This is a genomic window from Kitasatospora cathayae (genome assembly GCF_027627435.1).
Classification (GTDB): domain Bacteria; phylum Actinomycetota; class Actinomycetes; order Streptomycetales; family Streptomycetaceae; genus Kitasatospora; species Kitasatospora cathayae.
Genome location: NZ_CP115450.1, coordinates 4517759 through 4538032, shown reverse-complemented (window position 1 = coordinate 4538032; position 20274 = coordinate 4517759). Strand labels below are relative to the sequence as shown.

The 20274-nt window shown below is 73.8% G+C and carries 18 protein-coding genes and 2 tRNA genes; 9 read left to right on the top strand and 11 right to left on the bottom strand.

Going from position 1 to position 20274, the window contains the following annotated elements; genetic code table 11:
• The first annotated feature begins 38 nt into the window (after positions 1-38).
• Entirely contained in the window at positions 39-749 is a 711-nt protein-coding gene (locus O1G21_RS20140) for a hypothetical protein (protein WP_270145775.1), read from the top strand.
• 19 nt (positions 750-768) lie between these two features.
• On the opposite strand, the gene O1G21_RS20135 is transcribed toward O1G21_RS20140, so the two are convergent.
• From O1G21_RS20135 to purS, 4 genes are all read right to left on the bottom strand, one after another.
• Positions 769-1581 (bottom strand): sterol carrier family protein, encoded by an 813-nt coding sequence (locus O1G21_RS20135; RefSeq protein ID WP_270145774.1) that lies wholly within the window; start codon positions 1579-1581, stop codon positions 769-771.
• Between the two features lie 74 nt (positions 1582-1655).
• Entirely contained in the window at positions 1656-3911 is a 2256-nt protein-coding gene (purL, locus tag O1G21_RS20130) for a phosphoribosylformylglycinamidine synthase subunit PurL (protein ID WP_270145772.1), read from the bottom strand.
• A complete protein-coding gene (gene purQ, locus O1G21_RS20125; protein WP_270145770.1) occupies positions 3911-4588 on the bottom strand; it encodes a phosphoribosylformylglycinamidine synthase subunit PurQ in 678 nt (225 codons plus the stop codon). Before purQ ends, purL begins: the two co-directional genes overlap by 1 nt.
• The gene (gene purS, locus O1G21_RS20120) at positions 4585-4839 is read right to left on the bottom strand and encodes a phosphoribosylformylglycinamidine synthase subunit PurS (protein ID WP_030278336.1); all 255 of its coding nucleotides are present in this window, start codon (positions 4837-4839) and stop codon (positions 4585-4587) included. Before purS ends, purQ begins: the two co-directional genes overlap by 4 nt.
• A gap of 468 nt (positions 4840-5307) precedes the next feature.
• Here purS and O1G21_RS20115 point away from each other — a divergent pair, with 468 nt between their 5' ends.
• From O1G21_RS20115 to O1G21_RS20085, 7 genes are all read left to right on the top strand, one after another.
• Complete coding sequence (locus O1G21_RS20115; RefSeq protein WP_030056585.1) at positions 5308-5625, top strand: histone-like nucleoid-structuring protein Lsr2; 318 nt, start codon at positions 5308-5310, stop codon at positions 5623-5625.
• Between the two features lie 141 nt (positions 5626-5766).
• A tRNA-Gly gene (locus O1G21_RS20110) sits at positions 5767-5839 on the top strand.
• A 40-nt stretch (positions 5840-5879) separates the two neighbouring features.
• A tRNA-Gly gene (locus O1G21_RS20105) sits at positions 5880-5955 on the top strand.
• Positions 5956-6104: 149 nt separating this feature from the next.
• Positions 6105-7112, top strand: coding sequence for an ABC transporter ATP-binding protein (locus O1G21_RS20100; RefSeq protein WP_270145766.1), 1008 nt, complete (start codon positions 6105-6107; stop codon positions 7110-7112).
• On the top strand, positions 7109-7945 hold the full coding sequence (locus O1G21_RS20095; RefSeq protein WP_270145764.1) for an ABC transporter permease: 837 nt from the start codon (positions 7109-7111) through the stop codon (positions 7943-7945). Before O1G21_RS20100 ends, O1G21_RS20095 begins: the two co-directional genes overlap by 4 nt.
• Before the next feature lie 91 nt (positions 7946-8036).
• On the top strand, positions 8037-9263 hold the full coding sequence (locus tag O1G21_RS20090) for a sensor histidine kinase (RefSeq protein ID WP_270145762.1): 1227 nt from the start codon (positions 8037-8039) through the stop codon (positions 9261-9263).
• 53 nt (positions 9264-9316) lie between these two features.
• Positions 9317-9937, top strand: coding sequence for a response regulator transcription factor (locus O1G21_RS20085; RefSeq protein ID WP_270145760.1), 621 nt, complete (start codon positions 9317-9319; stop codon positions 9935-9937).
• Positions 9938-9960: 23 nt separating this feature from the next.
• Here the strand turns inward: O1G21_RS20085 and O1G21_RS20080 are convergent, their stop codons facing one another.
• From O1G21_RS20080 to purD, 4 genes are all read right to left on the bottom strand, one after another.
• Positions 9961-10860 (bottom strand): phosphoribosylaminoimidazolesuccinocarboxamide synthase, encoded by a 900-nt coding sequence (locus O1G21_RS20080; protein ID WP_270145758.1) that lies wholly within the window; start codon positions 10858-10860, stop codon positions 9961-9963.
• A gap of 89 nt (positions 10861-10949) precedes the next feature.
• On the bottom strand, positions 10950-12488 hold the full coding sequence (locus O1G21_RS20075; RefSeq protein WP_270145757.1) for a N,N-dimethylformamidase beta subunit family domain-containing protein: 1539 nt from the start codon (positions 12486-12488) through the stop codon (positions 10950-10952).
• A 283-nt stretch (positions 12489-12771) separates the two neighbouring features.
• Complete coding sequence (locus tag O1G21_RS20070; protein WP_270145756.1) at positions 12772-14352, bottom strand: M48 family metalloprotease; 1581 nt, start codon at positions 14350-14352, stop codon at positions 12772-12774.
• Between the two features lie 673 nt (positions 14353-15025).
• A complete protein-coding gene (purD, locus tag O1G21_RS20065; RefSeq protein WP_270145754.1) occupies positions 15026-16273 on the bottom strand; it encodes a phosphoribosylamine--glycine ligase in 1248 nt (415 codons plus the stop codon).
• 366 nt (positions 16274-16639) lie between these two features.
• Between purD and O1G21_RS20060 the strand changes: the two genes are divergently transcribed.
• Complete coding sequence (locus O1G21_RS20060; RefSeq protein WP_270145752.1) at positions 16640-17425, top strand: SLATT domain-containing protein; 786 nt, start codon at positions 16640-16642, stop codon at positions 17423-17425.
• Between the two features lie 30 nt (positions 17426-17455).
• Here the strand turns inward: O1G21_RS20060 and O1G21_RS20055 are convergent, their stop codons facing one another.
• The 3 genes from O1G21_RS20055 to O1G21_RS20045 form a co-directional block, all read right to left on the bottom strand.
• Entirely contained in the window at positions 17456-18103 is a 648-nt protein-coding gene (locus O1G21_RS20055) for a hypothetical protein (RefSeq protein WP_270145750.1), read from the bottom strand.
• Positions 18104-18217: 114 nt separating this feature from the next.
• Complete coding sequence (locus O1G21_RS20050) at positions 18218-19255, bottom strand: GntR family transcriptional regulator (protein WP_333493480.1); 1038 nt, start codon at positions 19253-19255, stop codon at positions 18218-18220.
• A gap of 134 nt (positions 19256-19389) precedes the next feature.
• Positions 19390-20187, bottom strand: a complete 798-nt coding sequence (locus O1G21_RS20045) for a carbon-nitrogen family hydrolase (RefSeq protein ID WP_270145748.1) — start codon at positions 20185-20187, stop codon at positions 19390-19392.
• Positions 20188-20274 lie beyond the last annotated feature (87 nt).

Here is a 20274-nt window from a genome sequence, read left to right as displayed (position 1 = left end):
GGCAAGCCGCCGGCACGACCGTGGCCTACCCTCCGAGCATGACCGCTGCCCAACGCCTGAGGCTCACCGCCGCGTTCACCATCGCCGGGATCACGCTCGGCACCGCGGCCTGCTCGTCCTCGACCGATGCCGCCACGAGCGGTGGAGCGCTCTCCTACGACCGCGTCCGGTCGACCGCGCTGGACCTGTTCAAGAACAGGTCCAGCACCTGCCCGTTCGGCCTCGACTTCGCCAAGGCCGCGGCCGGGGCCGGGATCACCGGCGCCGTCGCCCCCGCCGTGACGGACGGACGCTCCGTCCGGGGCAACGCCGGGGACGGCGTCCCGGCCCAGCCCTGGCCCTCCGGAGCCACCCACCCGCCGACCATGACGGAGATGCCGGCCACGCCCCCGAGCGCCCAGATCACCTGCTCGTACACGGTCGGCCCGTCCACCGTCGACGTCGAGTTGCTGGCCGTGCCGAAGAACGACTACGGCATCAGCATGATGCTCCCCTCGATCGCCCGCGCCGGACTGCTCAGCGTGGACCAGCTGTCCCGGTTCTCCACCGACCGCCCCGCCGTCGGGCAGACCAGGCTCACCCCGGGCGGGGGCACGGCCGCCGTCGCCCGGATCGCGCTCCACGGCGACGGCGACCTGGTGCTGATGCTGACCCAGAACACCACCGGCCAGGCGGCCCAGGACCAGGCCCTGGCCGGCGAGCCGCTGCGCAAGGCCGCCGAGGCCCTGGCCGCCCAGCTCAAGGGCTGACCAGGGCCGGTCGGCTGCGTCAGCCCAGGATCGGCAGGTACTCCCCCAGGTCGCTGCGCTCCCCCGAGGCGTCCACCCGGTGGTCGGCCACCGCCGCCGCCCACGGCACCCGGCCGGTGGCCAGCCGGATCCAGGTCAGCGGGTCGGTCTCGACCACGTTCGGCGGGGTGCCGCGGGTGTGCTTCGGCCCCGGGACGGCCTGGACGACCGCGTACGGCGGGATCCGCAGCTCGACCGCGCCGCCGGGCACCTGCTCGGCGAAGGCGTCCGCCAGCATCCGGGTGACGGCGGCGAGGGCCTGACGGTCGTGCGGGAAGGCGTCCAGGCCGAGCGCCTCGGCCAGGTCGTCGGCGTGCACCACGGCCTCGACCAGCCTGGTCACCAGGTAGTCGGTCAGCGGCATCCGCCGACCGACCACGACGGCGGTCGGCTCCGGGGCCGCCCCGGCGGGCCGGTCGAGCGCGGCCGGTACGGCGTCGAGCGACCGGTCGAACGCGGCGACCACCGCCGCGGGCGGGCCCGCGAACCCAGTCGCCGCCTGCTCCGTCGCCAGGCTGTCGACGGCCTCGGCCATCGTCCGGCTCACCTCCGCGTAGCCGGCCAGCGAGAGCACCGGCCCGGCCGGCGCCGGGGCGTCCAGCGCGGCCGGCAGACGGCCCAGTGCCAGGCTCAGGTGCGCCAGCAACTCCCTCACCCGCCAGGTGCCGAGCCGGGTCGGCAGATCCAGCTGGTCCGCGGTGAGGCCGTGGACGACGGCCCGAAGCGCCGCGCTCTGGGCGGCCAGCGCGGCGCGGACCTTCTGCGGTTGGTACGTACGGGACTTGGGAGGCATGGGGCCCAACATACGCCGAGGGACGGACGGTTCCCGGAATCCGGAGAACCGCCCGCCCCTCGAAGGCGCGCCGGTCAGGCCAGCAGGGCCTCGATGACGCCGGTGTGGGCGTCCTTCAGCTCGGCCAGCGAGACGGTGAACTGCCCCTGGACGTCCAGGGCGTCGCCGTCCACGACACCGATCCGGGTGGCCGGCAGGCCACGCGCGGTGCACATGTCGTTGAAGCGGAGCTCCTCGCTGCGCGGCACCGCCACGACGGCGCGGCCGGCCGACTCCGAGAACAGCAGGACGAACGGGTCCATGCCCTCGGGCACGACGATCCGCGCGCCGTGGCCGCCCTTGAGGCAGCTCTCCACGAGCGCCTGGCCGAGGCCGCCGTCGGACAGGTCGTGCGCGGCGTCGATCATGCCGTCGCGCGAGGCCGAGATCAGGATCTCGCCGAGCAGCCGCTCGCGCTCCAGGTCCACCTTGGGCGGCAGGCCGCCGAGGTGGTCGTGGACGACCTGCGACCAGGCCGAACCGCCCAGCTCGTCCGCCGTGTCGCCGAGCAGGTAGAGCAGCTGCCCCTCCTCGGCGAAGGCGACCGGGGTGCGCCGGGTGACGTCGTCGATGACGCCGAGCACCGCGACCACCGGGGTCGGGTGGATGGCGACCTCGCCGGTCTGGTTGTACAGCGAGACGTTGCCGCCGGTGACCGGGGTGCCCAGGGTCAGGCAGGCGTCGGCCAGACCGCGGGTGGCCTCGGCGAACTGCCACATCACGTCCGGGTCCTCGGGGGAGCCGAAGTTGAGGCAGTCGGAGACGGCGAGCGGCTTGGCACCGCCGGCCGCGACGTTGCGGTACGCCTCGGCCAGGGCCAGCTGGGCGCCGGCGTACGGGTCCAGCTTGGCGTAGCGGCCGTTGCCGTCGGTGGCGACCGAGACGCCGAGGTTGGTCTCGTCGTCGATCCGGATCATGCCCGAGTCCTCGCCGTGCGAGAGCACGGTGTTGCCGAGCACGTAGCGGTCGTACTGGTCGGTGATCCAGGACTTGGAGGCCTGGTTGGGGTGGCTCGCGACCTTCAGCAGGTCGGCCTTGAGGCCCTCGCCGGTGGTCGGGCGGGCCAGCCGCTCGGCGGTGGGGGCGTCGGCCTGCAGCGCGTCCTGCCAGCTCGGGCGGGCGTAGGGGCGCTGGTAGGTCGGGCCCTCGTGGGCGACGGTGCGCGGGGGCACGTCCACCACGAGCTCGCCGTGCCAGAAGATCTCCAGCCGCTCGCCGTCGGTGACCTCACCGATGACGTTGGCGATGACGTCCCACTTCTCGCAGATCTCCAGGAAGCGGGCGACCTTGTCGGGCTCGACGATCGCGCACATGCGCTCCTGCGACTCGCTCATGAGGATCTCCTCCGGCGAGAGCGTGTGGTCGCGCAGGTGCACCGTGTCGAGGTCGATCCGCATGCCGCCGGAGCCGGCCGAGGCCAGCTCGCTGGTGGCGCAGGACAGGCCGGCGCCGCCGAGGTCCTGGATGCCCTTGACGAGCTTCTCCCGGAAGATCTCCAGGGTGCACTCGATCAGGAGCTTCTCCTGGAACGGGTCGCCGACCTGGACGGCCGGGCGCTTGGCCGGCTTCGTGTCGTCGAAGGTCTCGGAGGCCAGCACCGAGACGCCGCCGATGCCGTCGCCACCGGTGCGGGCGCCGTACAGGATGACCTTGTTGCCGGCGCCGGAGGCCTGCGCGAGGTGGATGTCCTCGTGCTTCATGACGCCCACGCACAGCGCGTTGACCAGCGGGTTGCCCTGGTAGCAGGAGTCGAAGACGACCTCGCCGCCGATGTTCGGCAGGCCCAGGCAGTTGCCGTAGCCGCCGATGCCCGCGACGATGCCGGGCAGCACGCGCCGGGTGTCCGGGTGGTCGGCCGCGCCGAAGCGCAGCGGGTCCATCACGGCGACCGGGCGGGCGCCCATCGCCAGGATGTCGCGCACGATGCCGCCGATGCCGGTGGCCGCGCCCTGGTAGGGCTCGATGTACGACGGGTGGTTGTGCGACTCGACCTTGAAGGTCACCGCATAGCCCTGGCCCACGTCGACCACACCGGCGTTCTCGCCGATGCCGACGAGCATCGCGTCCGAATCGGGCTTCTTCTCGCCGAACTGCTTCAGGTGGACCTTGCTGCTCTTGTACGAACAGTGCTCGGACCACATGACCGAGTACATCGCGAGTTCGGCGCCGGTCGGGCGGCGGCCGAGAATCTCCCGGATGCGCGCGTACTCGTCCTCCTTGAGGCCGAGTTCGGCCCACGGCTGGGCGGCGTCCGGGGTCTGCTCGGCGTTCTTGACGGTGTCGAGGCTCATCAGGCGTTCACCAGCTGCTTCAGTACGGAAGTGAAGAAGCCCAGGCCCTCGGTGGTCGGACCGGTGAGCGGCTCCACCGCGTGCTCCGGGTGCGGCATCAGGCCGACGACATTGCCGGCGGCGTTGCTGATGCCGGCGATGTCGCGGTACGAACCGTTCGGGTTGACGTCGAGGTATCGGGCCACGACCCGGCCCTCCGCCTCGAGTTCGTCCAGGACGTGGGCGTCGGCGACGAAGCGGCCCTCGCCGTTCTTCAGCGGGACGACGATTTCCTGGCCGGCCGAGTAATCCCCGGTCCAGGCCGTCTCCGCGTTCTCGATGCGCAGCTTCTGGTCGCGGCAGACGAAGTGCAGCGAGTCGTTCCGGGTGAGCGCGCCGGGCAGCAGGTGCGATTCGCACAGCACCTGGAAGCCGTTGCAGATACCCAGCACCGGCATTCCGAGCTTGGCCTGCTCGATGACGGTCTCCATCACCGGCGAGAAGCGGGAGATCGCGCCGCAGCGCAGATAGTCGCCGTAACTGAATCCGCCGGGCAGGACGACGGCGTCGACCTGGTGGAGATCCTTGTCACGGTGCCAGAGGGCGACCGGCTCGGCGCCGGCCAGGCGGACCGCGCGCTGGGCGTCGCGGTCGTCGAGCGAGCCGGGGAAAGTGACGACGCCGATGCGGGTGGTCACTTCGCCGCCTCCTCGACGCGGACGGTGAAGTCCTCGATCACGGTGTTGGCGAGAAAGGTCTCGGCTGCTTCGCGGATACGGGCGAGCGCGGCGTCGTCGACCGGGCCCTCCAGCTCCAGCTCGAAACGCTTGCCCTGGCGGACGTCGGCGATCCCGGTGAATCCGAGACGGGGCAGTGCACGCTGCACCGCCTGTCCCTGGGGGTCGAGGATCTCCGGCTTGAGCATGACGTCGACTACGACGCGTGCCACTGGCACTCCCGGTGGTGTCTTCGGTGAGGCGGGGGAACTCCAGACTACCGGCCGTTCGGGGCAGGAATGCTGGCCGGGGAGGGTGACGCGCGTAGACCCACGACCCTTACGCCACAAGGGATCCGGCGCCGACGCCCCCCGCCCGGGCCGGCCCGTTTCCAGGGATTCGGAGCCGCCCGCGGGAGCCCCCGGAGAACACCCGAATACGGCACTTGGGGACAGAACCGCCCGTCCCGCACATCGGTATCCGGCAACCCCGCGAAGACTCGTGAATATCCGGAAAAGAATGCCGGACTCTTCGATTTCGACCCCCTTCGGGTGCAGAATAGGGCCACCTGTCGCGGCAAGTGCTGCGTATCCGGCGGGCCACCGGGCCTGCCCGTGTGCGCTTGCGCGAGTTGGTGCACATCAGGCCACGGGGCGCACTCCGTGAACCGACGGCCGAATTGCCCGAGAGGATTGACACCCATGGCTCAGCGTGTAGTTGTCACGCTCTCCGACGACCTGGACGGCGGCGCCGCCGCGGAAACCGTCCACTTCGGCGTCGACGGGAAGTCGTACGAGATCGACCTGTCCGTGGACAACGCGGAAAAGCTGCGGGAGGCCCTCGCCCCGTTCGTCGCGGCCGGCCGGCGCCAGAGCCGCACCGGAAAGTCCTTCCGCCGCACCGCGCTCACCCCGGACCCGGCCGCCGTGCGCGCCTGGGCCCTGTCGCGCGGGATGGAACTGCCGGCCCGCGGCCGGATCCCCAAGCACGTGTACGAGGCGTTCGCCGAGGCGAACTGACCCCGTCGGGGCACCGCCCCGGTCGCCCTGCCCGCCCGGACCGAAAGGGTGGGGCGACCACCCCGAACGATGCTGTAGAGTATTCCTCGTCGCCGCAACGGAGAGATCCGAAGAGGCGGCGGGTGCCCCACCGGGCACCACGCGGACGTGGCTCAGTTGGTAGAGCATCACCTTGCCAAGGTGAGGGTCGCGAGTTCGAATCTCGTCGTCCGCTCGCAGTGCGCGAGCACAGCACAACTCAATAGTTTGACCATGCGGACGTGGCTCAGTTGGTAGAGCATCACCTTGCCAAGGTGAGGGTCGCGAGTTCGAATCTCGTCGTCCGCTCCAGAACGAAGGCCCCCTCGATCGAGGGGGCCTTCGGCGTATTCGTGCTGCTCCTCCCCATGACATTTGTCATCGCCGACCCGTGGATCCGCACCACCGAGTCATGACGGCGCGCACTGCCCGCGCGACCGGGGCGGCGGAAGGCTTGGGGCATGGAAACGAGCGAGCCCGCCCGCCCCGGCGACAGCGTGATCGAGGTCACCGACCTGCACCGCCACTACGGCACCGGCGCCACCGAGTACCACGCCGTCCGCGGCGTCGACCTGACCGTCGGCCGCGGCGAGCTGTTCGCCCTGCTCGGCACCAACGGCGCCGGCAAGACCTCCACCATGGAGGTCATCGAGGGCCTGGCCGCGCCCGGCCGCGGCACCGTCCGGGTGCTCGGCCACGACCCCTTCCGGGACCGCGCCGCCGTCCGGCCGCGGATCGGCATCATGCTCCAGGAGGGCGGCTTCCCCGGCGAGCTCACCGCCGCCGAGACCGGCCGCACCTGGGCCGGGATGACCAGCGGCGCCCGCCCGGTCGCGGAGGCGCTGGAGCTGGTCGGCCTCGGCCACCGGGCCGGCGTCCGGGTCAAGCAGCTGTCCGGCGGCGAACGGCGCCGGCTCGACCTCGCGATGGCCCTGCTCGGCCGCCCCGAGGTGCTGTTCCTGGACGAGCCCAGCACCGGCCTCGACCCGGAGGCGCGCGCCGCCGTCTGGCGGCTGGTCCGCGAGCTGCGCGCCCAGGGCACCACGGTGCTGCTCACCACCCACTACCTGGAGGAGGCCGAGGAGCTCGCCGACCGGCTGGCCATCATGCACGGCGGCCAGGTCGTCACCACCGGCACGGTCGCCGAGGTGATCGCCGGCCGGCCCTCCCGGATCACCTTCGAGCTCCCGGAGTTCACCGGCGCCGCGCTGCCCCTCCTGCCCGGCGCCGAGGTCACCGTCGACGGCCGCAAGGTCACCGTGCAGAGCGTCGGCCTCCAGGACACCCTCACCGACCTGCTCGGCTGGGCCCGGCACCACGGGATCGCCCTCGGCGCCCTGGACGCCCGCAGCGCCTCGCTGGAGGAGGCCTTCCTCGCCATCGCCTCCGAGGCCGCCCACCAGGCCCCGCCGCAGACCCCCGCCGCCACCCGTCCCGCCCGCCGCCGCCTGATCGGATCCGCCCGATGACCACCGCCGCCACCGCCCCCGACACCGTCAGCGGTCCGCCGAGCACCACGGCCGGCCGACTGCTCGCCCTCGGCCGGGCCGAGGCCAACCTGCTGCTGCGCAACCGCACCGCGCTGTTCACCGCCGTGGTGCTGCCGGTGGTGCTGATCAGCACCCTGCAGGGGATGCTCAAGAAGCAGTCCGAGAACAACCCCGGGCTGGACGTCCACTCGCTGCTGATCTACGGCTCGGTCGGGATGATCCTGGCCTTCGTCGTGTACTACAACCTGTCCGTCGCGTACGTCGGACGGCGCGGCGAGCTGGTGCTCAAGCGGCTGCGCACCGGCGAGGCCAAGGATCTGGAGATCCTGCTCGGCACGGCCGTCCCCTCGCTCGCCCTCGGGCTCTTCATGGCCGCCCTGATCGGGATCGGCGGCAGCGTCGGCCTGCACCTGGCCGTGCCGGTCAACCCGGTGCTGATGCTGGTCGGTCTGCTGGTGCTGCTGGCCACCATGATCGCCCTGGCCGCGCTGTCCAGCGCCTTCACCAGGACCGTGGAGAGCGCGGGCATCACCACCCTGCCGGTCATGCTGGTCATGCAGTTCGGCTCCGGCCTGTTCGTCCCGCTGGAGGTCATGCCCTCGCAGCTGGCCGACGTCTGCCGCCTGCTGCCGACCACCCCGGCCTTCCAGCTGATCCGGGTCGGCTGGTTCGGCACCGACGGCTCCGCCGCCGCGACCGGCTTCCTCGGCAGCTGGGGCGCCGCCGCCCCGCACCTGGTCACCGGCGCGGTCTGGCTCGGTCTCGCCGTCTGGGGCGCGGTGCGGTACTTCCGCTGGGAACCGCGCCGCTGATCTCGGCACGCAGGAATCCGCAGGATCTGCCCCCGTTCCACCTCTGATATGAAGGCAGCGACACGATCGTGATCAGACGGGGGACACTGCGATGGTCCGGGGGCCGATCCGCCGCTGGAAGGGCTACGGCAAGCCGCAACGCGCCGAGCTGTACTTCCGCTGGTCGCTCTACCTGGTGGCGTGGATCATGCTGCCGATAAACCTGCTGTCCACTGCCTCCGCCGCGAGGGTCCAGGACTCGACCACCGTCGCCCAGGTAGCCCTGGTGCTCTCGCTCGCCTCCACCCTGGTCACGCTCCGGGCGTACCGGACCTCGCTCGACCACTACCTGGGGCGGCCCAGCACGTACCGGCGCTGGCTGGTCGTCAACGCCGTCCTGACCGTGGCCGGTTCCTGGACCGTCCTCCTGCTCGGCCCGTCATCCGACGGGCTGCCCCTCCACCCGGGCCCGCCGTTCACCTTGGTGATCGCCGCCTCCCTGGTGGGAGCAACCGCAGGCCCCACGGGGGTGAGCCTGCGGTTGCGCTGGGCCTTCCTTGCCGCCGCCGGTCTGCCGCTCATGGTCTCCCCCGCGATGCTGCTGGCCGGCGTCAGCCCCGCCAGCACCTTCGGGTGGGTGTGCGGCGCGGTCATCGGCACGCTCGTCCTGATCGGCAGCTGCCGCAGCTTCGCCTGGGTGACCGCCGTCGTCTGGGAGCTGGACGCCGCCCGCGAGGCGCAGTCCCGGCTGGCCGTCGCCGAGGAGCGGCTGCGGTTCTCCCGCGACCTGCACGACGTGATGGGCCGCAACCTCACCACCATCGCGCTGAAGAGCGAACTCGCCGTCCAGCTCGCCCGGCGCGGGCGCCCGGAGGCCGCCGAACAGATGGCCGAGGTGCAGAGGATCGCCCAGGAGTCGCAGCGCGAGGTCCGGGACGTCATCCGCGGCTACCGCACCGCCGACCTGCACGCCGAGGCGATCGGCGCCCGGGCGGTACTGCGCGCCGCCGACGTCGCCTGCGAGATCGACCTCGGCGAGCACGCCGACGGACTGCCGCTGCCGGTGCAGTCGGTGCTCGGCTGGGTCATCCGGGAAGCCACCACCAACGTGCTGCGGCACAGCGAGGCCGCCCACTGCCTGATCCGGCTGCGGCGGGAGGACGGCCGGGCGGTGCTGGAACTGGAGAACGACGGGGTGCCGGAGGTCCCGGTCCCCTCCCCGGGCGCCGGCACCGGGCTGCGCGGCCTGCGCGAACGGCTGGCCGCCCACGACGGTGAACTGACCGTCCCGACGGCAGCGCCGGGCACCTTCCGGGTGCTCGCCGCCGTACCGCTCTGAACCCCGCTGCCGGCCGTACCGCTCTGAACCCCGCTGCCGAGGAAGGCCGCCCGATGACCGACACCGCACCCGTCCGCGTCCTGCTCGCCGACGACGAGCACCTGATCCGCGGCGCGCTGGCCGCGCTGCTCTCACTGGAGGACGACATCGAGGTGGTCGCCCAGGCCGGCTCCGGCCCGGAAGCCCTGGCGATGGCCCGGGCGCACCGGCCGGACATCGCGGTGCTGGACCTGCAGATGCCCGGCCGGGACGGCATCGAGGTGGCCACCGAGCTGCGCCGGCTGCTGCCGGACTGCCGCTGCATGATCGTCACCGGTCACGGCCGCCCCGGCTACCTCAAGCGGGCGCTGGAGGTCGGGGTGCGCGGCTTCCTGCCGAAGACCGTCTCGGCGGCCGACCTGGCCGGCATCATCCGCACCGTGCACTCCGGCGGCCGGTACGTGGACCCGGAGCTGGCGGCGGACGCGATCAGCGCCGGGGAGACCCCGCTGACCCCGCGCGAGACGGACGTCCTGGAGCTGGCCGCGGACGGCACCCCGATCGCGGAGATCGCCGAGCGGGCCGGGCTGTCCCAGGGCACCGTGCGCAACTACCTGTCCTCCGCGGCCAACAAGCTGGGCGCGGAGAACCGGCACGCGGCGGTGCGGATAGCCCGCGAGCACGGCTGGATCTAGCTCGCGGGCCTCGCTCGTGCGACTCAGACCCAGCTGGTGCCGGTCAGCCGCTCGTAGACCTCGATGTACTTGGCCCGGGTCTGCTCGACGACCTCGGCGGGCAGCTCCGGCGGCGGCTGCTCGCTGTAGCGGTCCCAGCCGGAGGCCGGGGAGACCAGCCAGTCGCGGATCAGCTGCTTGTCGAAGGACGCCTGCGAGCGGCCCGGCCGGTACTCGTCGGCCGGCCAGTAGCGGGAGGAGTCCGGGGTGAGCACCTCGTCGCCGATCACCAGCTCGCCGTCCAGCAGGCCGAACTCGAACTTGGTGTCGGCCAGGATGATGCCGCGGTCGCGGGCGATGTCCCGGGCCCTGGCGTAGACGTCCAGGGTGGTACGGCGCACCTGGGCGGCCAGCTCGGCGCCGATCCGGCGGGCGGTCTCCTCGTACGGGACGTTCTCGTCGTGCTCGCCGACCTCGGCCTTGAGGGCCGGGGTGTAGATCGGGGCGGGCAGCTCGGAGCTGTTCTCCAGGCCCTCCGGCAGGGCGATGCCGCAGACCGTGCGGCTCTCCTGGTACTCGGTCAGGCCGGAGCCGGCCAGGTAGCCGCGGGCGACCGCCTCGACCGGGATCATGTCCAGGTTCTTGCAGATCAGCGTGCGGCCCTTCCAGTCGGCGGGGGCGCCCACCGGGACCTCGGTGGAGATCACGTGGTTGGGGACGATGTCGGCGATCCGCTCGAACCACCACAGCGAGAGCTGGGTGAGCACCCGGCCCTTGTCCGGGATCTCGTTCGGCAGCACCCAGTCGTGGGCGGACATCCGGTCGCTGGCGACCATCACCAGCTCGCCCGACTCGGTGCGGTACAGGTCGCGCACCTTGCCGGTGTGCAGGTGGACCAGGCCGGGTACCTGGACGGGCTCGGGCTTGGTGACAAATCCGCTCAAGGTGTTCAGTCCTCAGGGGTCGTTCACGGGCGTGGGGCACCGCGAAAGGGGAGGTCACTGCCCCTGCAGTCTTTCACGCCCGCCCGGTCTCAGTTCTTGCAGAGCCGGTCCAGCAGGTTGGCGGTGGCCCGCTGGACCCGTTCGTCGGTGAGTCCGGGGCGGCCGAGGGCGGGCGACCAGGCGAAGGTGCCGGCCGCGAAGATGTACGCGCCGCTGGGCGCCCGGTACAGCGAGGTCTCCTGGTAGCGGGTGCGACCGACCAGGTCCCGGTACGGCGAGTGGGCCAGCAGCACCCGCTCGGTGTGGTCGGGCAGCGCGACCTTGGGGTAGTACCGGTCGGCCTCCCCCGCGACCAGGCCGGGCAGCTCGTCGCCCTCCTGCAGCCCGGTGCCGTCCCAGAGCCAGTGCGAGGTGTGCCGGGCGACCAGCGGGACGGGCGCGGCGACCCGGCCCGAGTACTGCACCCCGAGCAGGTGCTGCTCGGGCTCGCCCGCGTCCCGCCACAGCGCGCTGGCCGCGCCGGGCACCCCGGCGGCCGGACTGCCCGGCGCGACCTTCTGCCGCTTGCGGCAGTTCAGCAGCCGGTTCGGCTCGCCGGAGGCGGCGGCGGTCAGCTCGACCCGCCAGTACATGGTGTTGGCGGACAGGAAGACCAGCGAGGTGCCGCCGTCCCGGGCCCGCTCGGCGGCCCGGCGCATCGGCTCGGACCAGTACTCGTCGTGGCCGGGGAAGACCAGCGCCCGGTGCTCCGACGGGTCCACCAGGCCGGCGTGCAGGTCGGTGGCGGTGGCGTAGGAGAGGTCGTAACCGTAGCGCTCGGCCCAGCGGATGAAGTCGTACGCGTGGCCGACGTGCAGCGGCAGCCCGGCGGTGGCGTGCGGGCGGTCGAAGGAGACCGTGACGGCCGCCTCGGGCTCGCCGACCAGACCGCCCCGGCCGTCCCAGGCGTGGTAGAGGCTGGCGCCGGTGCGGCCGTCCTCGGGGAACAGGTTGTACGCCTGCCAGGTCACGTCCGGGAGCACCAGGAGCAGTTCGGCCTTGCGCCCCTGGTCCGCGAAGTCCCGCACGGTGAAGGGGACGTGGCTGCGGTGCAGCATGTCCGCGGTGGTCAGCACGGCGACGTACGCGCCGGGCTTCCAGTGCGCCGGGACCTGCAGCCGCCAGGAGTGCCACCAGTGGTGGCAGGAGACCGTCCGCTCCACCACCAGCGGGGCGGGCTGGGCCAGTCCGGCGATCAGCGGACTGGACGTCATGTGGCGGGCGCCGTCGCCGCCGTAGTGGCCGATCCGGTAGACGTCCACGGTGAACTCGCGGGGCGGGTTGACGGTGACCCGGAAGTCCACCGAGCCGCCGGGGCGGATCACTCCGGCCGAGGCGAAGCCCTTGATCTGCTGGTCCACGTCGTTGGAGCTCTGCGGGGTGCCGACCGGCGGCTTGGGGCGCACGCCCGCCGACAGCGGCTGCTGGCCGGGCGCGTCCACCGAGACGTACCAGGGCACGGCGCCCTCCACCCCGGCCAGGTACTGGTCGGGGCTGCGCAGCCAGGGCAGCGGGCCCTGACCGAAGGGGTCGGAGACGCTGTAGGCGTGCGTGCCCGACTCCCAGCGGCGGTTGAGTTCGGTCCCCACGCGCCCCTCCCAGGTGCACTTCCGTGAATCCCTCGCTGGCACGTGCCCCCCGGATGTGCGTGCGGTCTAATACACCACACAGTGCTGGCGCTCCGTCACCCCACGGTAGCAATTGGTGTCGGGAATCTCGCGGGCCTCCGGGACAGGGCCTCCGGCCTGCGGAGACGACCGGCGGCCGAGGCTCCCGGGGGCGCGTGCGGGAGCGTCGAGCGCCGCCCGGGGCCGCAGCGACGCCAGGGCGTGTCGGACGATTCGCGCGCCGGTGGGAATCGTCGGACACGCCCTACAGCCGTACGGGTTTCTCCAGCCGGACCTCGGCGGCGTCCAGCCAGGCGCGCAGCGGGCCGTCCTGGCCCTGCTCGACGGCCTGGGCGACCGGGACGGCCAGGTCGGTGCGGCGGACCCCGCCGAGCAGCAGCACCGGGCCGTCCAGCCAGTCCAGGCCTGGGGCGCCGCCGGCGGTGTCCACGGCGGCGCAGCAGACCATCGCGGTGACGTGGTCGACCAGCAGGTCGCGGCCGGTGCGGTCGGGTTCGAGCAGCGGGGCCGGGGTGGTGGTGCGGGCGAGCTGGGCGGCCAGGGCGGCGGCCAGCTGCTCGCCGTCGCCGTCGGCGAGCCGGGCCAGCAGCCGGGTGAGGGTCGGGGCGCCCGGGCGGGCTTGCGGGGCCAGCCGGTCCAGGGCGCACTGCAGGGCGGCGGCCCGGGCCCGCCAGCCGGCGTCCACCACCTCGGCCGGGTACTCGGTCCACTCCAGCTCGTGCCAGGCGCCGGCCGCCGGTCGGCCGAAGAACAGCTCGGCGGCGAGCCGGGAGACCGCCCGGTCGACCGCGCCGGGCTCCTCCAGCAGGTCGCAGGCGGGGCGGTCGCCGAGCCGGGTGCCGTAGCCGTCGGCCAGCCGGTCGCGGCGGGACAGCTCGGTGAGCGCGGCGACCACGCCGGCGTTCAGGTGCGCGGGGTGGCGGCCGAGCCGCCAGGCGGGCAGCGCGACCCGGGTGAGCAGCCGGTCCCAGCCGGCGTAGGCCAGGCCGACCTGCTCCTGGGCGGCGATCCGCAGGCCGTAGTCGACGGTCCGGGCGTGCTCGGAGGCCCAGCTCGCGACCGACCGCTCCAGTTCGGCGGAGTGGCCGCGGCAGGCGCCCAGCAGCCGGCGGGTGATCCGCCGGGCGATCCGGTCGGCGAGCCCGGCCGGACCGCGGCGGGGCGGGGCGGGCGGGGGAGCCAGGGTGCCGCCGCCGAGGCCGGGGGCCGCGCCCGGCCCGGAGTCCAGGCAGGCGTCCAGGCCGCGCAGGAAGCGGCGGGCGGCGGCGATCTCCGGGTCCGCGGAGGCGGCGGTGCCGGCCACCACGGGGGCGAGCAGGGCGCGTAGCTCACCGGACCGCATCCACCAGAGGAAGGGCGAGCCGATCACCAGCACCGGCGCGGGCGCCCCGGGGTGCGGCCGCGACGGGCGGGGGCGCAGCGGCGGCGGGACGTCCTCCAGCCAGCTGTCGCAGTCCGGGGTGAGGGCCACGGCTGAGGGCGCGGGGACGTCCAGCCGGTCGGCCAGTTCGTCGATCAGCCGGTACAGCTCGGGGGCCGCGGCGCGCTCGACCGGTACGGCGGGGGTCTGCGGCGGGACGGCTCGGCGCAGGGCGCGAGCGGTCAGCCCGGCCACCAGCAGGGTGAGCGCGGCGAGCGCGCAGACCACCCAGCGGGCGGCGTCCCACCCGGCGGTGTCGGAGGAGCCGGGTGCCCCGATCCGGCCGGTGAACCGGCCGGCGAGCAGGACCGCCGCGACGGCGGCGGGCAGCGCGGCGGCGGCCAGGGCGAGGCCCCGGACCCGCAGGACCGCTTGGGCGTGAGCGCGCGCGGTGTCGACGGCCATACGGTGCGGCACCCCCTTCGGAGCCCTCGGGCGCCCGCCTACGGGCCCTGAGCCGACTCGAAACGATCAGTTCCGACCGGGAAGCGGAGGCGTCCGATCCCCGGCAGTGCATGCTGTGTGGCGCTACTGACATTTTCGACGCCCCGGTCCGGGCGGGTGTTCCGGATCGCCCCGGTTTCCACTCGTCCCGGTGACGCCGCCCGGTCGTCCCGGTGACGCCGCCCGGACGCCCGCGATCGGTCCGGTGCGAAGCACCGGGCGACCGCCCGGCCGATCGCCGTCCAGCATCCCCCCGCGGGCGCGCCGCTACCCGGCGGCGACCCCGGCGCACGGCCCCGTCGCACGGCGATCCAGCGCACCATAAGGCCGGGCGCCCGGTTACGTCAGCTGGATGCGGTTGCTGTCACCCGATGGGCTGGAATCCGCCCGCCGAACGGTGCGTCGGCCCCCGGAACCACTCCCGCCCCGGAAACGCCGCAGGCGCTGCGCCCTGCGGGTTGTTTCCTCCTTCCTGGGGCTCGCTCGCCTCCGGGGCGCTCCGACCCGGTGCCGCCGGTCGGCGCTCCCCCGCTTCTCCCTTTCGGCACCGGCGCGCCCCTTCGGCTCGCTCGCCGTACGGAAACGGCCCCCGTGCGAGCGGTTCGCACGGGGGCCGACGGGGAGCGCGGGTGGCTCAGGCGGTGGCCGCCTTCAGCGCGATGTCGGTGCGGTGCTGGCCGCCCTTGAGCGAGATCCGGTCCACGGCCGCGTACGCGCGCTCGCGGGCCTCGGCCAGGTCGGCGCCGGTCGCGGTGACCGACAGGACGCGGCCGCCGGCGCTCAGCACCCGGCCGTCCTGGTCCGCCTTCGTCCCGGCGTGCAGCACGTACGCGGTGCCGTCCGCCTCGGCCTCGGCCAGGCCCTCGATCGGGTCGCCGGTGCGCGGCGCGGCCGGGTAGCCCTCGGAGGCGACGACCACGGTGACGGCCGCTCCCTCGTCCCAGCGCAGCGGCTCCAGCTGGTCCAGGGTGCCGGTGGCGGAGGCCAGCAGGACGCCGGCCAGCGGGGTGCGCAGCCGGGCCAGCACGACCTGGGTCTCCGGGTCGCCGAAACGGGCGTTGAACTCGATCACCCGGGTGCCGCGCGAGGTGAGCGCCAGGCCCGCGTACAGCAGGCCGGAGAACTCGGTGCCGCGCCGGCGCAGCTCGTCCACGGTCGGCTGCAGGACGGTGTCCAGGACCTCCTGGACCAGCCCGGCCGGCGCCCAGGGCAGCGGCGAGTAGGCGCCCATGCCGCCGGTGTTGGGGCCCTCGTCGCCGTCCAGCGCGCGCTTGAAGTCCTGCGCGGGCTGCAGCGGCAGCACGGTGGTGCCGTCGGTGATCGCGAACAGCGAGACCTCGGGGCCGTCCAGGTACTCCTCGATGACCACGCGCTCGCAGGAGGCGGCGTGCGCCAGCGCGGCCGCGCGGTCGGAGGTGACCACGACGCCCTTGCCGGCCGCCAGGCCGTCGTCCTTGACCACGTACGGGGCGCCGAAGGCGTCCAGCGCCTCGGCGGCCTCCTCGGGGGTGGTGCAGACGTAGGAGCGGGCGGTGGGCACGCCGGCGCCGGCCATCACGTCCTTGGCGAAGGCCTTCGAGCCCTCCAGCTGCGCGGCCGCGCCGGAGGGGCCGAAGACCGGGATGCCGGCCGCGCGCACGGCGTCGGCGACGCCGGCCACCAGCGGGGCCTCGGGGCCGACGACGACCAGGTCGGCGCCGAGCTTCGCGGCCAGATCGACGACCTGGGCGCCGTCCAGCTGGTCGACCGGGTGGACCGTCGCCACCTGGGCGATCCCGGCGTTGCCCGGGGCACAGTGCAGCTCGGTCACGGAGGGATCTTGGGACAGGGAGCGGCACAGGGCGTGTTCGCGGGCGCCGCCGCCGATGACGAGGACCTTCACGCCAGGCAGCGTAGTCGGTGGCCTGTTCCGGCCGCTCCCCGGCCTCGTCGGATCCTCCAGCAGAAGCGGTCCGTACGCCGACCACGTCGGAGGATCCTCCAAACCCGGGCGGTCCGGATGCGCGGCGGGTCTCCGGGTCAGGACGGCGGGTCGCCCGGGCCTCGCTCGGACGGGTGAAATCTCGCCGTGCCCCGCAACCGTCCCACCTCGGGTTCCGGTGGCCGAAACCGGTAACGATCACCGGGGAAGCCCCCCACGGTCAGCCATTTGGCGGTAAGAAGTGCTGTTGGACAACCACCGGCAGACGTCACGTCAGCCGATGCGCCGACAGACCAAGCCGCCCGCCCGCCACAGGGAGCCCCACAGGTGAGCCAGCCGGAAATGCAGCCCGAGGAGAGTGCCTGGGGCAAGGAGATCGGCGAGGAGGACCAGCCCGCCGCAGCCGTGGTCCGGCGGGCCTCCACCCGCCGCCGGACCGATCTGAGCGCCCGCCAGTTCCCGCTCGGGGACTGGGGCGAGCCCGCCGAACGGCTGGAGGAGCTCTACCGCTGGTCCGAGGAGCGGGCGGTAGAGGCCATCGAGTGGTACCGCCGGGACCGGGTCTGGAAGCGCCGCTGGGCGCGCCTGCTGCGCTTCGGGTCGGCCGGCTTCGCGGTGGGCGGGGTGACCGCCCCGCTGGTGGGCCTGACCGGCGCCGTCGCGCACGCCACCAGCTGGGGCTACGTGGGCCTCGCGCTCTCCGTCGCCTGCTACGGCGCCGACCGGGCCTTCGGGCTCACCTCCGGCTGGATGCGGGACGTCTCCACCGCACAGGCGCTGCAACGCCGGCTGGAGGCCTTCCAGTTCGACTGGGCGTCGGAGTGCGTGCGCGAGGTGCTCGGCCCGACCGAGGGCACCGCGGGCGAGGCCGCCGAGCGCTGCCTGGGCGTGCTGCGCCGATTCTGCGAGGACGTCTCGGACGTGGTCCGCACCGAGACCTCGGAGTGGATGCTCGAGTTCCGCGCGTCGATGACCCAGCTGCCCACCCAGTCCGCGGGGTCGTGGGGCGGGCGCACCGAGCCCGGGGTGGGCGCCCAGGTGCGGGTGCTGCCGCCGCCGGGGACCAGGCCCACCATGCCGCGTCAGCGGCCGCCGGAGGGGCCGCTGCGCTGACTCCGGCTGCGGGCCCGCCGCGAACCGGCACTACGCGAAGACGATCATCGATCCCTGGCTGACGCTCCTGGTCGCCGCCGCGTACAGGCCGGACCAGGCGTGCCGCTCCCGGGCGAAGGGGTGCAGGTCGTCGATCGGCGGCCCGAACGGCTGCTCCAGGCCGGTCGGGCCGAGCGGCCGGGTCGGGTCCGGCGGGTTGAGCGGGTCGATGCCCAGCGCCGGTGCCACCGCCTGCAGTTCGCGCAGCAGCCCGTGGCTGGAGCCGAGCGGGCCGCCCGAGGCGAGCAGCACCTCGTCCACCAGCGGGACCGGGAACTCGATCGGCACGTACGCGCCGGCGTGGTCGAAGTGCCAGACCAGGTGGGACTGTTCGGCGCTGCCCTCGAACATCTCCAGCAGCTGCTCGTAGTCGCCGCCGAGCGCGTCGACCGGGGTGATGTCCAGGCCGGTGAGGCCCAACAGGTAGGCGCGGCGCAGGAAGTGCAGCGAGTCGTAGTCGAAGGCGGCTATCGGCTCGACCGCTCCGCTCAGCCCGGGGACGAACTGGTAGACCGGCACCTCGGGCAGCCCGCGCGAGGTCAGCACCGCGTTGTAGAGCGCGAGGTCGTCCCGGAAGGGGTTGTCGGGGCTGTGGCTCAGCACGTCCACCAGCGGGACGAGCCAGAGGTCGCAGGCCATGGCCGGCAGTTCCTCTCCGGACGGCGGGATCGCCCGCGGGGGCGGGGCGACGACGGGGGCGGAGTCGGTACCCGGAGGGCCCGCGCGGGGCACCCGGTTCGACGACCGCCCACCCTACCGGCCCGGGGCCGGGTGCGGATCGGGCCGTCCCTGCGGAGTCTCGGGGGGCGGCTCGGGCAGCCGCCGGCCGAACCGGGTGTACGGCACCCAGCGCGGTTGCGGCACCAGGCCGAGGCCGAGGCCCAGTTCGCGGCCCAGCTCCCGGCCGACCTCGTCGCCCCGCCGGGGCGGCCCCGACCGGGCTCCGCCAGGCTCGGGCGCGGGCGCGGGCCGCGGTTCCGGCGCGGGCTCGGCTGCCGACGGGGGTGACGGCCGCAGCGCCGGCGGCTCGACCGGGACGGGCAGCGGCTCCCCGCCGACGGCCTCGGTCAGCAGCCCGAGCACCGTCACCGACTCCAGCGGCTGCCCGGCCAGCCCGGCCAGCAGCCGGGCGGTGAACAGGTTGTACTCGCAGACGATCCGGTGCGCGCCGACCAGGTCGTGGGAGCCGACCGCCTCCACCAGGTCCAGGTGGCGGTCCCAGCAGACCCCCGCCAGGGTGGGCATCGCGCGCAGGTAGGGCGCGGCGAACATCCAGGACTGCACCCGCAGCCAGTCCAGGTAGTCGCCGATCCGGCGGTTGCCGAGCAGGGCCGAGACCTCCTGCCAGAACCGGCGGTCGCAGCCCACCATCACGTCCAGGTTCCCGGCTCGGGCGGCCCGCACCGCAGCGTCGGCCCGGCGGCGCAGCGAGGGCAGCCGGGTGAGGTCGGGCAGCGCCCGACGGGTGGAGAACTGGCGGTGGAAACTGTCGGTGAGCAGCACCCGGGACTCGAAGATCTCCAGGAAGTCGTCCCAGCACAGCTCCGGCACGGTGAAGCCGCGGTGGTGCTCGGTCCGCAGCAGCCCCTGCGCGCCGAGGTCGACCAGCGCCTCGCGGGCCGGGGTCGCGGAGACGCCGTACGACTCGGCGATCTCCTTGACGGTGAAGTTGCGGCCGGCCTCCAGCCGGCCGGCCATCATCTCCTCGCGCAGCGCGCCGGCGATCTGCTCGCGCAGGCTGTTGCGGTGGATGACGGGGCGGGGGGTGTCGCCAGCGCCGGTGCCGGACATGCGCGCGACCTCCTCGGGCGGGCCGCCGTGCCGACCCGCGACGGACCGGCCGGCCGGCGGCAGGGAACACGACGAGTGCTCATCTTCTCAAACCGACCCGGAGCAGGTACGAACCAACCCTCCCGACCCACGCCCTAGCGTTGGACGGGAGCCGGAATGCCGAGCAGGCGGTCCCGCAGCACCGGGAAGTCCTCGCGCGCCCGGCCCACCTCGGCCGGGTCGAACTCCACGGTCAGCACCTCCTCGCCCGCCCCCGCCTCGGCCAGCACCTGGCCCCACGGGTCCACCACGACGCTGTGCCCGGCCTGCTCGACCCCGGCGTGCGTCCCGGCGGTGTTGCAGGCCAGTACGAAGGCCTGCTCCTCCAGCGCCCGGGCCCGGGCCAGCAGCGTCCAGTGCTCGCGCCGCTTGGCCGGCCAGGCCGCCGGGACCACCAGCAGCTGGGCGCCGGCGTCCAGCAGCGCCCGGAACAGCTCCGGGAAGCGCAGGTCGTAGCAGGTGGCCAGGCCCAGGGTGCCGAACTCGGTGGGCGCCGTGACGATCTCCTGCCCGGCGCCCATCACCACCGCCTCGCCGCTGTCGAAGCCGAAGCGGTGGATCTTGCGGTAGGTGTGCACCAGCTCGCCGTCCGGGGCGAACACCATCGAGGTGTTGTAGATCGGACCGTCCGGGTCGCGTTCGACGATCGAACCGGCGTGCAGCCAGACCCCGGCGGCCCGGGCGGCCGAAGCCATCGCGTCCGAGGTGGGCCCGTCCAGCGTCTCGGCACCCGCCGACCAGAGGTCGTGGGCGAAGCCGCCTAGCGGCCACAGCTCCGGTAGCACCACCAGGTCGGCGCCCCGCTGCGCCCGTACCAGCGACGCCGCCCGGGCCCGCCGTTCGGCGGGCGGCTCGGCGTCGGAGACCGCGAGTTGGATCAATGAAGCGCGCACAGTACCACCGTCCACGGCAAGAGACCTACGATCGTCACCCGAAAGCGCTGCCCAGCTGTCTCCCGGCAGCGTAACGTGCGGTTAGCG